The organism is Stenotrophomonas sp. YJH_SMC_82 (assembly GCF_059368875.1).
Genome location: NZ_JCAFSE010000001.1, coordinates 352,453 through 367,092, shown reverse-complemented (window position 1 = coordinate 367,092; position 14,640 = coordinate 352,453). Strand labels below are relative to the sequence as shown.

General features: G+C 67.2%; 9 protein-coding genes. All 9 read left to right on the top strand.

Going from position 1 to position 14,640, the window contains the following annotated elements:
- Nucleotides 1–74: 74 nt before the first annotated feature.
- The 9 genes from AC5P53_RS01650 to AC5P53_RS01610 all read left to right on the top strand — a co-directional run bounded on the left by AC5P53_RS01650 (nt 75) and on the right by AC5P53_RS01610 (nt 14,333).
- Entirely contained in the window at nt 75–1,319 is a 1,245-nt protein-coding gene (locus AC5P53_RS01650) for an efflux RND transporter periplasmic adaptor subunit (protein ID WP_014648647.1), read from the top strand.
- A gap of 74 nt (nt 1,320–1,393) precedes the next feature.
- Entirely contained in the window at nt 1,394–4,627 is a 3,234-nt protein-coding gene (locus AC5P53_RS01645; RefSeq protein WP_046432840.1) for an efflux RND transporter permease subunit, read from the top strand.
- Between the two features lie 31 nt (nt 4,628–4,658).
- Nucleotides 4,659–7,781 (top strand): efflux RND transporter permease subunit, encoded by a 3,123-nt coding sequence (locus AC5P53_RS01640; RefSeq protein WP_049403847.1) that lies wholly within the window; start codon nt 4,659–4,661, stop codon nt 7,779–7,781.
- 170 nt (nt 7,782–7,951) lie between these two features.
- A complete protein-coding gene (yccS, locus tag AC5P53_RS01635; protein WP_241887341.1) occupies nt 7,952–10,129 on the top strand; it encodes a YccS family putative transporter in 2,178 nt (725 codons plus the stop codon).
- A gap of 143 nt (nt 10,130–10,272) precedes the next feature.
- Entirely contained in the window at nt 10,273–11,067 is a 795-nt protein-coding gene (locus AC5P53_RS01630) for an SDR family NAD(P)-dependent oxidoreductase (protein WP_014648651.1), read from the top strand.
- A gap of 84 nt (nt 11,068–11,151) precedes the next feature.
- Nucleotides 11,152–13,041, top strand: a complete 1,890-nt coding sequence (locus tag AC5P53_RS01625) for an MFS transporter (protein WP_014648652.1) — start codon at nt 11,152–11,154, stop codon at nt 13,039–13,041.
- A 221-nt stretch (nt 13,042–13,262) separates the two neighbouring features.
- Complete coding sequence (locus AC5P53_RS01620) at nt 13,263–13,550, top strand: CD225/dispanin family protein (RefSeq protein WP_005419784.1); 288 nt, start codon at nt 13,263–13,265, stop codon at nt 13,548–13,550.
- Nucleotides 13,551–13,584: 34 nt separating this feature from the next.
- Nucleotides 13,585–13,863 (top strand): CD225/dispanin family protein, encoded by a 279-nt coding sequence (locus tag AC5P53_RS01615; protein WP_014648653.1) that lies wholly within the window; start codon nt 13,585–13,587, stop codon nt 13,861–13,863.
- A 44-nt stretch (nt 13,864–13,907) separates the two neighbouring features.
- Nucleotides 13,908–14,333 carry a DUF2752 domain-containing protein gene (locus tag AC5P53_RS01610; protein WP_014038725.1) on the top strand — a complete coding sequence of 142 codons (426 nt, stop codon included), beginning with the start codon at nt 13,908–13,910 and terminating at the stop codon, nt 14,331–14,333.
- Nucleotides 14,334–14,640: the final 307 nt, after the last annotated feature.

Genomic DNA, 14,640 nt, shown 5'->3' with positions numbered 1-14,640 from the left:
CGTGATGTGGCACAGGTATGCTTTGCGCATTGCCCCGGCGTCCCGCCTGGTCCAGCCCTCTCGGAGTCCTCGTAATGTCACGTGTTTGGAAGATCGTGCTGCTGGTCGTGGCAGTGCTGGTGCTGGCCGTGGTCGGCCTGCGCGTCATGGGCGGGGGCAAGGACAAGGCCGGTGGTGCAGCTGCGGGGGCGCGCCAGGGCGGCGAGGATCCGAATGCCGGTCCAGTACCGGTGACCGTGGTGGAGGCCACGCGCCAGGACGTGCCGGTGTATGCCAGCGCGCTGGGCACGGTGACTGCGATGAACACCGTTACCGTCAGCCCGCAGGTCGGCGGCCAGCTGATGAGCCTGAATTTCCGCGAAGGCCAGGAAGTGAAGCAGGGTGACGTGCTGGCGGTGATCGATCCGCGCACGGCCCAGGCCAGCTATGACCAGGCCGCCGCAGCCAAGCGCCAGAACGAAGCCCTGTTGGCCACTGCGCGCTCCAACTTCCAGCGCTCGAACGCGCCTGAGTATCGCCAGTACGTCGCCAAGACCGATCTGGATACACAGCGTAACCAAGTGGCACAGTACGAAAGCGCCGTGGCCGCCAACGAGGCCAGCATGCGTTCGGCGCAGGTGCAGCTGCAGTACACCAAGGTCACCGCACCGATCTCCGGCATCGCCGGCATCCGCGCGGTCGACGCGGGCAACGTGGTCAACGCCGGCACCGCGCTGGTCACGCTGACCCAGATCCATCCGATCCACGTGCTGTTCAACCTGCCCGAGCGCCAGCTCGGCGACGTGCGCCAGGCGCAGGCCGCCGGCACGGTGCCGGTGGCCGCGCTGGACCGTGCCGATTCGCATGTGTTGTCCGGCGACGGCAAGCTCGACGTGGTCGACAACCTGATCAGTGCCGACAGCGGCACGTTCAAGGCGCGTGCGATTTTCGACAACACCGACAACGGCCTGTGGCCGGGCCAGTTCGTCAACGTGCGCATGCAGCTGCGCACGATCGCCGGTGGTGTGGTCATCCCCACCCAGGCGGTGCTGCGTGGCCCGGATGGCGAGTACGTCTACATCGTGCAGGGCGACAACACGGTAAAGATGCAGACGGTGCGCAGCGGCGTGGAAGTGGGCGACAGCCAGGTGCAGATCGCCGAAGGCCTGAAGGGCGGCGAGCGGGTGGTCAGTGAAGGCCAGTTCCGCCTGAAGCCGGGCAGCAAGGTCACCGCGCTGAAGCCGGGCGAGACCCCGGCCGCACCGACCGAGGCCGAACTGAAGGCGGCCGAGCAGAAGAACGCAGGCGGCGGTGGCCGTCGCGGTGGTGGCCCGCGCTGAGCGCAGGCCACTGATCTCCCTCGCGCCGGCATACCCGCCGGCGCCGACATTGAAGTGCCAGCAAGGATCAGTCCGTGGGCTTTTCGACGATCTTCATCCGCCGCCCGATCGCCACCTCGCTGTTGATGGCGGGCCTGTTGCTGCTGGGCATCCTCGGTTACCGCAAGCTGCCGGTGTCGGCGCTGCCGGAAATCGATGCGCCCAGCCTGGTGGTCACCACCCAGTACCCCGGTGCCAACGCCACCACCATGGCTTCGCTGGTCACTACCCCGCTGGAGCGCCAGTTCGGGCAGATTTCCGGGTTGGAGCTGATGACCTCCGACTCGTCGGCCGGGTTGTCGACGATCATCCTGCAGTTCTCGATGGACCGCGACATCGACATCGCCGCGCAGGACGTGCAGGCGGCGATCCGCCAGGCCACCCTGCCCTCGTCGCTTCCCTACCAGCCGGTCTACAACCGGGTGAATCCGGCCGACGCGGCCATCGTCACCCTGAAGCTGACCTCCGACACGCGCCCGCTGCGCGACGTCAACAATTACGCCGACTCGATCCTGGCCCAGCGCCTGTCGCAGGTGCAGGGCGTGGGACTGGTGTCGATCGCCGGCAACGTGCGCCCTGCCGTGCGCATCCAGGTCAATCCGGCGCAGCTGTCGAACATGGGCCTGACCCTGGAGCAGCTGCGCAGCGCACTGACCCAGGCCAACGTCAATGCGCCCAAGGGCTCGTTGAACGGCAAGACGCAGTCCTACAGCATCGGCACCAACGACCAGCTGGCCAGCGCCGCCGAGTACCGCGACACGATCATCAGCTACAAGAACGGCCGCCCGGTGCGGCTGTCGGACGTGGCCGAGGTGATCGATGGCGTGGAGAACGACCAGCTGGCCGCCTGGGCCGATGGAAAGCCGGCGGTGCTGCTGGAAGTCCGGCGCCAGCCTGGTGCCAACATCGTGCAGACCGTCGAGCGCATCCGCGCGATCCTGCCGCAGCTGCAGGGCGTGCTGCCGGCCGACGTGCACCTGGAGATCTTCAACGACCGTACCGAGACCATCCGCGCCTCGGTGCATGAAGTGCAGTTCACCCTGATCCTCACCATCGGCCTGGTGGTGGCGGTGATCTTCGTGTTCCTGCGCCGGTTGTGGGCCACGATCATCCCGTCGGTGGCAGTGCCGTTGTCGCTGGCCGGCACCTTCGCGGTGATGGCGTTCGCCGGCATGTCGCTGGACAACCTCTCGCTGATGGCGCTGGTGGTGGCCACCGGCTTCGTGGTCGACGATGCGATCGTGATGATCGAGAACATCGTGCGCTACATCGAGCAGGGCAAGAGTGGCAAGGAAGCGGCCGAGATCGGCGCGCGCCAGATCGGCTTCACCGTGCTGTCGCTGACCGTCTCGCTGGTGGCGGTGTTCCTGCCGCTGCTGCTGATGCCCGGCGTCACCGGACGCCTGTTCCACGAGTTCGCGTGGGTGCTGAGCATCGCGGTGGTGCTGTCGATGCTGATCTCGCTGACGCTCACCCCGATGATGTGTGCCTACCTGCTCAAGCCCGACGCCCTGCCCGAGGGCGAAGACGCGCATGAGCGCGCGGCAGCGGCCGGCAAGCAGAACCTGTGGACACGCACCGTCGGCCTGTACGAGCACAGCCTGGACTGGGTGCTGGGCCACCAGCGCCTGACCCTGGCCGTGGCCGGTGGTGCACTGGTGCTGACCGTGCTGCTGTATGTGCTGATTCCCAAGGGCCTGCTGCCCGAACAGGACACCGGCCTGATCACCGGCGTGGTGCAGGCCGACCAGAACATCGCCTTCCCGCAGATGGAACAGCGCACCAAGCAGGTCGCCGAAGCACTGCGCCACGACCCGGATGTGACCGGCGTGTCGGCGTTCATCGGTGCCGGCAGCATGAACCCCACGCTCAACCAGGGCCAGCTGTCGATCGTGCTGAAGGAGCGCAGCCAGCGCGATGGCCTGGAGCAGATCCTGCCGCGCCTGCAGAAGGCGGTGGCCGGAATCCCGGGCGTGGCGCTGTACCTGAAGCCGGTGCAGGACGTGACCCTGGATACCCGCGTGGCCGCCACCGAGTACCAGTACTCGCTGTCGGACGTCGATTCGGCAACGGTGGCGACCCAGGCCACGCGCCTGACCGAAGCGCTGCGCAAGCGCCCGGAACTGGCTGACGTGGACAACAACCTGTCCAACCAGGGCCGCGCCCTGGAGCTGAACATCGACCGCGACAAGGCCAGCGTGCTGGGCGTGCCGATGCAGACCATCGACGACACGCTCTACGATGCGTTCGGCCAGCGCCAGATCTCCACCATCTTCACCGAGCTCAACCAGTATCGCGTGGTGCTGGAAGTGGCGCCGGAGTTCCGCACCAGCACCGCGTTGATGGAGCAGCTGGCGGTGGCCTCCAATGGCGCCGGCGCGCTGACCGGCACCAATGCCACCAGCTTCGGCCAGGTCACCTCGTCGAACTCGTCGACCGCCACCGGCATCGGCGCGCAGAACACCGGCATCACCGTCGGCGCCGGCAACATCATCCCGCTGTCGGCGCTGGCCGAAGGCAAGGTGAGCAGCGCGCCACTGGTGGTCAGCCACCAGCAGCAGCTGCCGGCGGTGACGGTCTCGTTCAACGTGGCGCCGGGCTATTCGCTGTCCGAAGCGGTGCGTGCAATCCAGGAGACCAAGGACAGCCTGGACATGCCCACCCACCTGCATGCCGAGTTCATCGGCAAGGCCGCCGAGTTCACTGGCAGCCAGACGGACGTGGTGTGGCTGCTGCTGGCCTCGCTGGTGGTGATCTACATCGTGCTGGGCGTGCTGTACGAGAGCTACATCCACCCGATCACGATCATCTCCACGCTCCCGCCGGCCGGCGTCGGCGCGCTGCTGGCGCTGATGCTGTGCGGCCTGAGCCTGTCGGTGGATGGCATCGTCGGCATCGTGCTGCTGATCGGCATCGTCAAGAAGAACGGCATCATGATGGTGGACTTCGCGATCGAGGCCCGCCGCGCCGGTGCCAACGCGCACGAAGCAATCCGCCGTGCCTGCCTGCTGCGCTTCCGCCCGATCATGATGACCACCGCCGCGGCCATGCTGGGCGCGCTGCCGCTGGCCCTGGGCACCGGGATCGGCTCGGAGCTGCGCCGCCCGCTGGGCATCGCCATCGTCGGCGGCCTGCTGCTGTCGCAGCTGGTCACGCTGTACACCACGCCGGTGATCTACCTGTACATGGAGCGCTTCTCCGAGTGGCTTGCCCGCCGCCGCGAGCAGCGTGCGTTGCGCGACGGGTCGCTGCAGGAGCCGCAGGCATGATCCACGCCCCGCTGCTGCGGGGGGCCGCGCGATGAACCTGTCCGGCCCCTTCATCCGCCGCCCGATCGGCACCGCGCTGCTGGCCATCGGCCTGTTCATGGTCGGCCTGATCTGCTACCTGCGCCTGGGCGTATCGGCACTGCCGAACATCGAGATCCCGGTGATCTTCGTGCATGCCAGCCAGTCCGGCGCCGATGCGGCGACCATGGCCTCCACGGTTACCGCGCCGCTGGAACGCCATCTCGGCCAGCTGCCGGGCATCGACCGCATGCGCTCGTCGAGCTCGGAAGGCAGCTCGCTGGTGTTCATGATCTTCCAGAGCGGCCACAACATCGATTCGGCCGCGCTGGACGTGCAGACGGCGATCAACTCGGCCCAGGCCGACCTGCCCTCGGGCATGGGGTCGCCGATGTACCAGAAGGCGAACCCGAACGATGACCCGGTGATCGCCATCGCGCTGACCTCGCAGACGCAGTCGGCCGACGAACTGTACAACGTCGCCGATTCACTGCTGGCGCAGCGCATCCGCCAGATCAGCGGCGTTGCCTCGGTCGACATCGCCGGCGCGTCGACGCCAGCGGTGCGCGTGGACGTCAACCTGCGCCTGATGAACGCGCTGGGCCTGACCGCCGATGACCTGCGCAATGCGGTGCGCGCGGCCAACGTGACCTCGCCCACCGGCTTCCTCAGCGACGGCAACACCACCACCGCGATCATCGCCAACGATTCGGTGGCGCGTGCGGCCGACTTCGCCGATCTGGTGGTCAAGACCCAGGGCGATGGCCGGGTGATCCGCCTGAAGGACATCGCCAACGTCTACGACGGCCAGCAGGATGCCTACCAGGCCGCGTGGTTCGACCACAAGCCGGCGGTGGTGATGTACGTGTTCACCCGTGCCGGCGCCAACATCGTGGAGACCGTGGACCGGGTCAAGGCGCAGATCCCGACCCTGCGCGACTACCTGCAGCCCGGCACCACGATGACGCCGTACTTCGACCGTACGCCGACCATCCGCTCGTCGCTGCATGAAGTGCAGATCACGTTGCTGATCAGCCTGGCGATGGTGGTGCTGACCATGGCGCTGTTCCTGCGCCGGCTGGCACCGACGCTGATCGCCGCAGTGACCGTACCGCTGTCGCTGGCCGGTGCCGCGTTGGTGATGTACGTGATGGGCTTCACCCTGAACAACCTGAGCCTGCTGGCGCTGGTGATCGCGATCGGCTTCGTCGTGGACGATGCGATCGTGGTGATCGAGAACATCATGCGCCACCTCGATGAGGGCATGCCGCGCATGCAGGCGGCGCTGACCGGTGCGCGCGAGATCGGCTTCACCATCGTCTCGATCACCGCCTCGCTGGTCGCGGTGTTCATCCCGCTGCTGTTCGCCAGCGGCATGATGGGCGCGTTCTTCCGCGAGTTCACCGTCACCCTGGTGGCGGCCATCGTGGTCTCGATGATCGTTTCGCTGACGTTGACCCCGGCGCTGTGCAGCCGCTTCCTCAGCGCCCATGACCACAGCGCGCCGCCGTCGCGCTTCGGACGCTGGCTGGATGCCGGCCACGAGCGCATGCTGCGCATCTACACCGTGTTCCTGGACTTCTCGCTGCGCCACGCGCTGCTGCTGTCGCTGACGCCGCTGATCCTGATCGGCGTCACCATCTTCCTGTTCGGGGCGGTGAAGAAGGGCGCGTTCCCGCCGCAGGACACCGGCCTGATCTGGGGCCGCGCCAATTCCAGCGCCACCGTCTCCTTCGAGGACATGGTCGCCCGCCAGCGTCGCATCACCGACATGCTGATGGCCGACCCGGCAGTGAAAACCGTGGGTGTGCGCCTCGGCAGCGGCCGTCAGGGCTCCAGTGCACAGTTCAACATCGAGCTGAAGTCACGCAGCGACGGTCGCCGCGAAACCACCGCACATGCGTTGGCGCGACTCAGTGCCAAGGCCGATCGCTACCCCGACCTGCAGTTGCGCCTGCGCGCGATCCAGGACCTGCCCAGCAACGATGGCGGCGGTTCCAGCCAGGGCGCGCAGTACCGCATTTCCCTGCAGGGCAACGACCTGGCTGCTTTGCAGGAATGGCTGCCCAAGCTGCAGGCGGAACTGAAGAAGAACCCGAAGCTGCGTGACGTCGGCACCGACGTGGACAATGCCGGACTGCGCCAGAACATCCAGATCGACCGCGCCAAGGCCGCGCGCCTGGGCATCACTGTCGGCGCCATCGACGGCGCGCTGTACGGTGCGTTCGGCCAGCGCCAGATCTCCACCATCTATTCGGACATCAACCAGTACAGCGTGGTGGTCAACGCCCTGCCCTCGCAGACCGCCACCCCGGCGGCGCTGGATGAGGTGTACGTGCGTGCGCGCAACGGCGACATGGTGCCGATCACCGCGGTGGCCACGCAGATGCCCGGCCTGGCCCCCTCGCAGATCACCCACGAGAACCAGTACACGACGATGGACCTCAGCTACAACCTGGCTCCGAACGTGAGCATGGGTGAGGCCAAGGCGATCATCGATGCCACCGTCGCCGGCATGCGCATGCCTGGCGACATCCGCCTGGCCGACGATGCGGGCTTCGGCTTCAATTCAGATCCCAGCGACATGCTGATCCTGGTGTTTGCCGCGATCCTGACCGTCTACCTGGTGCTGGGCATGCTCTACGAGAGCCTGATCCACCCGGTCACCATCCTGTCCACGCTGCCGGCGGCGGGCGTCGGTGCGCTGCTGGCGTTGTTCGGCACCAACACCGAACTGTCGGTGATCTCGATGATCGCGCTGGTTCTGCTGATCGGCATCGTCAAGAAGAACGCGATCATGATGATCGACTTCGCCCTGGTGGCGCAGCGCGAGCATGGGCTGGCGCCGCGCGACGCCGCACGCGAGGCCAGCATCGTGCGCTTCCGCCCGATCATGATGACCACGATGGTCGCGATCCTGGCCGCCGTGCCGCTGGCGATCGGCCTGGGTGAAGGGTCCGAGCTGCGCCGCCCGCTGGGCATCGCGATGATCGGCGGCCTGCTGTTCTCGCAGAGCCTGACCCTTCTCAGCACGCCGGCGCTGTACGTGATCTTCTCGTGCCTGGCCGAGCGTTGGCGCGCACGCCGCGCACGCAGGCGCGAAGCCAAGCTGCTCAAGCGCGCGCAGCGGGCGTAGAAGGGCCCATCCACGCGCGGCGTGGATCTATGGGTAGAGCCGGCCGCTGGCCGGCTTTCTCCGTACCGCAAATCTGCCGGCCAGCGGCCGGCACTACCGGATTCCTGCGCGGGCTGTCCCCTTCACCCCACACCCGCAATAATGGTCGGAGACCCTTCCGCCGAGCCTGCATGTCCGCCCGACAATCCCGCCTCAGCCGCCTGTGGGCCCACGAGAAGGCCAGTTACGGCCTGCGGGTGTTCATCGCCCTGACCGCGGCGCTGGCGGTGTGCTGGCAGCTGGATGCGCTGACCGCCTTGCCCGGCGTGTTCCTCGGCATCATCGCCAGTGCCATCGCCGAAACCGATGACAACTGGTGGGGCCGGACCAAGGCGGTGGCGCTGTCGCTGTTGTGCTTCTGCATCGCCGCAGCATCGGTCATCTGGCTGTTCCCGTGGCCGTGGATCTTCATCGGCGCGCTGGCGCTGTCCACCTTCGGCCTGACCCTGCTCGGCGCGCTCGGCGAGCGCTATGCGTCCATTGCCCAGGCCACGGTGACGCTGGCGATCTACACCATGATCGGCCTGGAACAGCACGGTGCCAGCGACCTGCACAGTGCGCTGGAAGCGGTCAGCCACCTGCTGGCCGGTGCGGTCTGGTACGGCCTGCTGTCGATCCTGTGGACCGCGCTGTTCGCCAACCGGCCGGTCCGCGAGCGGGTGGCGCGACTGTACGTTGAGCTGGGCCGCTACCTGCAGCTGAAGGCCGCGCTGTTCGAGCCGGTGCGCGAAGCCGACCTGCAACGTCGCCAGCTCGACCTGGCCGAACAGAACCGCCGCGTGGTCGGCGCGCTGAACGAGGCCAAGACCGCGATCCTGGCCCGCTTCGGCCGCTCCGGCCGACCCGGCGTGAACTCCGGCCTTTACCTGCGCCTGTACTACATGGCGCAGGATTTCCACGAGCGCGCCAGTTCCTCGCATTACCCGTACGGCGCGCTGGTGGACGCGTTCTTCCACAGCGACGTGCTGTACCGCTGCCAGCGCCTGCTTGACCTGCAGGGACAGGCCTGTGCCCGCCTGGGCGAGGCAATCCGGCTGCGCCGTCCGTTCGTGTACGGCGAAGGCAACCAGCAGGCCGGGCGCGACCTGGCCGATGCGCTGGCCTACCTGCGCGACCAGCAGCGGCCGCAATGGCAGCGCCTGCTGGGCTCGCTGGACCTGCTGGTGCACAACCTGCGCAGCATCGAACGGCGCCTGCTGGATGCCGAGCGCTCCGAAGCCAGCCTGGACAACGTCGATACCCGCCTGCGCGACAGCAACCCACACACCCTGCGCGAGATGGGCGTGCGCATCCGCCAGCAGCTTACGCCCGGCTCGGTGCTGTTCCGGCATGGGCTGCGCATGGCGCTGGCGCTGATTGTCGGCTTTGCAGCGATCCGCCTGTTCAATGCGCAGAACGGTTCGTGGGTACTGCTGACCATCGTGTTCGTGTGCCGGCCCAACTTCGGCGCCACCCGCCAACGCCTGGCCCAGCGCATCGTCGGCACCCTGGCCGGACTGGTGCTGACCTGGGCGCTGCTGCAGCTGTTCCCGCAGCTGCACGTGCAGCTGCTGATCGCCTTGCTCTCTGCACTTCTGTTCTTCTTCACCCGCACCGACCGCTACCTGGTGGCGTCGGCGGCGATCACGGTGATGGCACTGACCTGCTTCAACCTGATCGGCGACGGCTTCGTGCTGATCGTGCCGCGCATGGTCGATACGGTGCTGGGTTGCGCGATCGCAGCGGCGGCCGCGTTCCTGGTCCTGCCCGACTGGCAGGGCCGGCAGCTGCATCTCGTCCTGGCACGCGTGCTGGACACTGCGGCTCGCTACCTGGATTCGGTGCTGGACCAGTACCGCAGCGGCATGCGCGACGACCTGGCCTACCGCATCGCGCGGCGCGACATGCACAATGCCGATGCCGCGCTGTCCACCGCACTGTCGAACATGCTGCGTGAGCCCGGCCATGTGCGCCGCAATCTGGATGCCGGCTTCCGCTTCCTGGCGCTGTCCAACACACTGCTGGGACACCTGTCGGCGCTGGGCGCGCATCGCGACCAGGTGGACAGCTATGCGGGCGACCCGCTGGCATTGGCGGCCGGCGAGCGCGTGCGCAAGGCACTGCAGCAACTGGCCTCGGCGCTGACCGCACGGCAACCGGTCGCCGACGATGACAACGACGCCGACCGCGCGGTGGCCGCCGAGCTGGAGCAGATCGACGAGGCGATGCCGCCGAAACTGCAGCTGATCCGCACGCAGATGGCGCTGGTACTGCGGATGCTGCCGAAGGTGCGGGCAGCGGCCAATGAAGCGGTGACCAGCCTGACCTGACTCCTCATCGCTGATCGGAGATCCCACCCACGCGTGGCATGGGTCAATTGCGCCGTGTGCAACGGCGCGTTGCGCGTGGCGCTGCGGTTCGATCACGCGGCCGCGCGGATACTGGGCAATTCCCCCCGCTCCGGACTATCGCCATGAAAATCGAGCTCAGTGGCCGCACCGCGCTGGTCACCGCCTCCACCGCCGGCATCGGCCGGGCCATCGCCCAAGGACTGGCCAGCGCTGGTGCGCGAGTCATTCTCAATGGCCGCAGCACCGACAGCGTCGAGCGCGCCCGCCGGCACCTGCTCGCCACCGTGCCGGGAGCCGACGTGCTCGGCGTCGCCGCCGATCTCTCTGATGCAGCCGGTGTCGAAACACTGTTGGCCGGCCTGCCCAAGGTCGACATCCTGGTCAACAACGCCGGCATCTTCGGCCCACAGGACTTCTTCGAGACCGATGACGCGACCTGGGAGCGCTACTGGCAGACCAACGTGATGTCCGGCGTGCGCCTGTCGCGTGCGCTGCTACCGGCAATGGTCGATGCCGGCTGGGGCCGCGTGCTGTTCATTTCCTCCGAATCAGCGCGCAACATTCCCGCCGACATGATCCATTACGGGGTCAGCAAGACCGCGCAGCTGTCGTTGTCGCGCGGCCTGGCCAAGCGCGTGGCCGGCAGTGGCGTCACCGTCAACGCGGTGCTGCCCGGCCCGACCCTCTCCGATGGTTTTGCGGCGATGTTCGAGGATGAACGCCAGCGCAGCGGCAAGCCGCTGGAGCAGATCGGCCGTGAGTTCGTGATGGCGCACCGGCCGTCCTCGGTGATCCAGCGCACCGCCACGGTCGAGGAAGTGGCCAACATGGTGGTGTACCTGGCCTCGCCGCAGGCCTCGGCAACCTCGGGTGCGGCGCTGCGCGTGGATGGCGGCGTGGTCGACGATATCGTCTGAGAGTGCTGGCAGGTGTGCGGACCAACGGTCCGCACCCACAGCAGAGGGGAAGGAATGCTAGGCTGCGCCGGTCAAGGAGGTTCCATGTCCGGTCACAACCAGTTCGCCCTGCTGCGCCAGCGCCGTTTCCTGCCGTTCTTCGTGGTCCAGGCGCTCGGCGCGTTCAACGACAACGTGTACCGGCAGGCGATCATCAGCATGTTGCTGTTCATGGCTGTGCCGGAGGAAGAACTGGGGTTGTACGCCACCCTGGCACCGGCCATCTTCATCCTGCCATATTTCCTGTTCTCGGCGCTGGCCGGGCAGATCGCCGACAAACTGGAAAAATCGCGACTGATCGTGATCACCACCACCATGGAGATCGTGATCATGTCGCTGGCGGCCACCGGCTTCCTCACCCAGAGCCTGCCGGTGCTGCTGGTCGCGCTGTTCTGCACCGGCATGCAGTCCACCCTGTTCGGCCCGGTGAAGTATTCGGTGCTGCCGTCGGTGCTCAGGCCCGAAGAGCTGACCGGCGGCAACGGCCTGGTCGAGATGGGCACCTCGATGTCGATCCTCTCCGGCATGATCGTCGGCGGCCTGGTGTTCACCGTGGCTGGCAGCCACGGCACGGTGGTGGCCGCGTGCGCGATCATCGCCCTGGCGATCTGCGGCAACATTGCCGCCCGCCTGATTCCCAAGGTCGATGCCGGCGACCCGAATCTGAAGATCAACTGGAACCCGTTGCCGGAATCGCTGGCGGTGCTGCGCATGGCGCGCCAGCAGAAAGCCGTACGCAACTCGATCCTGGGCGTGTCCTGGTTCTGGTTCGTCGGCACCGTGCTGACCTCGCAGTTGCCGGCCTATGCGGTGACCAACCTGGGCGGCCAGCCGACCCTGTACATCTTCGCGCTGGCCCTGTTCTCGGTGGGCACCGGCGTCGGCTCGCTGCTGTGCGAGAAGCTGTCAGCACGTACGGTGGAAATCGGCCTGGTACCGCTGGGCGCGTTCGGCATGACCGCGTTCCTGCTCGACCTGTACTTCGCCCGCAGCGGCGAAGCGACAGTGCACGGGCTGACCATCGGGCCGTTCCTGCAGCAGCCCGGCAGCATCCGCATCGTCATCGACCTGATCGGCATCGGCCTGTTCACCGGCATCTTCGTGGTGCCGCTGTTCGCACTGATCCAGAGCCGCACGCCGAAGGCGCAGATGTCGCGCGTGTTCGCCGCACTGAACATCCAGAACTCGGGCTTCATCGTCGCTGCGGCGCTCCTGTCGCTGGCCGCCCACAAGCTGCTGCACTGGACCATTCCGCAGCAGTTCCTGGCGCTGGCCATCGCCAACGCGCTGGTGGCGATCTACATCTTCACCATCGTCCCCGAATTCCTGATGCGCTTCCTCAGCTGGCTGATGGTGCGCACCCTGTACCGGCTGCGCCCGCACGGCATCGAGGCCAACGTGCCGGACGAAGGCGCCGCACTGCTGGTCTGCAACCACGTCAGCTACATGGACGCGCTGATCCTGTCGGCGACCATCCCGCGCCCGGTGCGCTTCGTCATGTACTACAGGATCTTCAACATCCCGGTGATGCGCTGGATCTTCCGTACCGCCAAGGCGATCCCGATTGCCGGGGCGCGCGAAGACCCGGCGCTGATGCAGCGTGCGTTCGATGAGATCGACGCGGCGCTGGCCGAAGGCGAACTGGTCTGCATCTTCCCCGAGGGCGCGCTGACCCGCGACGGGCAGATGGCGCCGTTCAAGTCCGGCGTCGAGAAGATCCTCGAGCGGCGGCCGGTGCCGGTGGTGCCGATGGCGCTGCGCGGCATGTGGTCGAGCATGTGGAGCCGCCGCGACAGCCGCCTTGGCCGCATGCGGGTGCCGCGTCGTTTCCGCGCCACGGTCGAGGTGGTGGCGGCACCGGCCGTGGATGGCCGCACCACCAGCGCCCCGGTGCTGGAGGCCCAGGTGCGGGCCCTGCGTGGTGATCACGCCTGATCGACCGCACGGACACGGGTAGACCGTCCCAGCGACAAGCCCCCATCCTCGCCCTCCGATGCATCGCAGAGGTCCGTCAGATGCGTCAGATCAAGGGCCATACCGGCCAGTATCTGACTGTAACCGCATACATGCAGCGCGGGTTGAGGTAGATTACGCACCCACAGGGGGGAGGTTCGGCCGTTTCATCATGGCCGGCCACCAAGGAATGGAGTCTTGCTTTGAATCAACCGCCACCGCTCAGCCGTCCGGTCTACATCCCCAACCATCTGGTCTGGGCGATCCTGACGACGCTGTTCTGCTGCCTGCCGTTGGGCGTGGTGTCGATCGTCTATGCCTCCCAGGTCGATGGCCGCCGCGCCGCCGGCGACCTGCCGGGGGCCTACAGTGCGTCGCGCAAGGCGGGCTGGTGGGCGGTGGCTTCGGCCGTGGCCCTGCCGGTCCTGTTGCTGTTGTGGTTCGGGCTGTTCGGCGGCTTGGCCGTACTGGGCGCTCTTTCCGACCAATGATTCACCACCACCACCCATCAAGGAGCTTGAACCCATGAACACCGCCACTCCGCAGGTCCCGAACAATCTGGTCTGGGCCATCCTGAGCACCCTGTTCTGCTGCCTGCCGGCCGGCATCGTGTCGATCGTCTACGCCGCGCAGGTCAACGGCAAGCTGGCCGCTGGCGACATCGCCGGTGCCCAGGACTCCGCCGCCAAGGCCAAGAAGTGGGCGATCTGGTCGGCCATCGCCGCCGTCGTGGTCGGCGTGCTGTACGGCATCCTGATCGTCGCTGTCGGCGGCATGGGTGCAATGAACAACAGCGGCTACTGATCCGCGTGGACGGATCCGGCGCCCGCGCCGGATCCGTTGCTGCAATGTCCGCACTTCCCGCCCGCTCCCGATTCGCCCGCTGGGCACCGCTGCTGGCCGCCACCGGCCTGGCCGCCGGTGCCGCGGTGGTGCTGCGCAACGTCAATCCGTATGTCGCCGGCAATCCTTTGCCGAGCTGCCCGCTGTACGCGCTGACAGGCCTGTACTGCCCGGGCTGTGGCAGCACCCGCTGCCTGTATTCACTGGTCCATTTCGACCTGCCCGGCGCGATGGCGATGAACCCGCTGCTGGTCATCAGCCTGCCGTTCCTGCTGCTGATGCTGCTGAACGTCGCCGGCATCCGGCCGCGCGTGCTCGACCCGCTCATGCGGGTACTGGCCAATCCAACGTTCTGGCTCTGGGTGCTGCCCGGGTATGCGCTGCTGCGCAACCTGCCGTGGGCGCCGTTCACTGCACTGGCACCGATCTAGGTTTCCAGCCAACGGCCGCAGCCCCTCGTGGTGGGCGGCGTTTGAAGGCAGAAGCCCTGGGGTTGGCCGGGCGGGATGGGTTTGCGGGGGACGCCGTGAATCCGTCCGTGGAGGCTTGGCCGCGGCATCCATGCCGCGGACACCCCCGCAAACCCATCCCGCCCGACCACGGACAGTTTCCGTGTGCGTCCACCACGGAAAAGAAAGAGAAGATCAAAAGCGGAAGCGGATCGCTTCGCTCTGTATCCACGCATGGCGTGGATCGACCGTGTCGACCAAGGTCGACACCCACCGGCAGTCGCGGTTG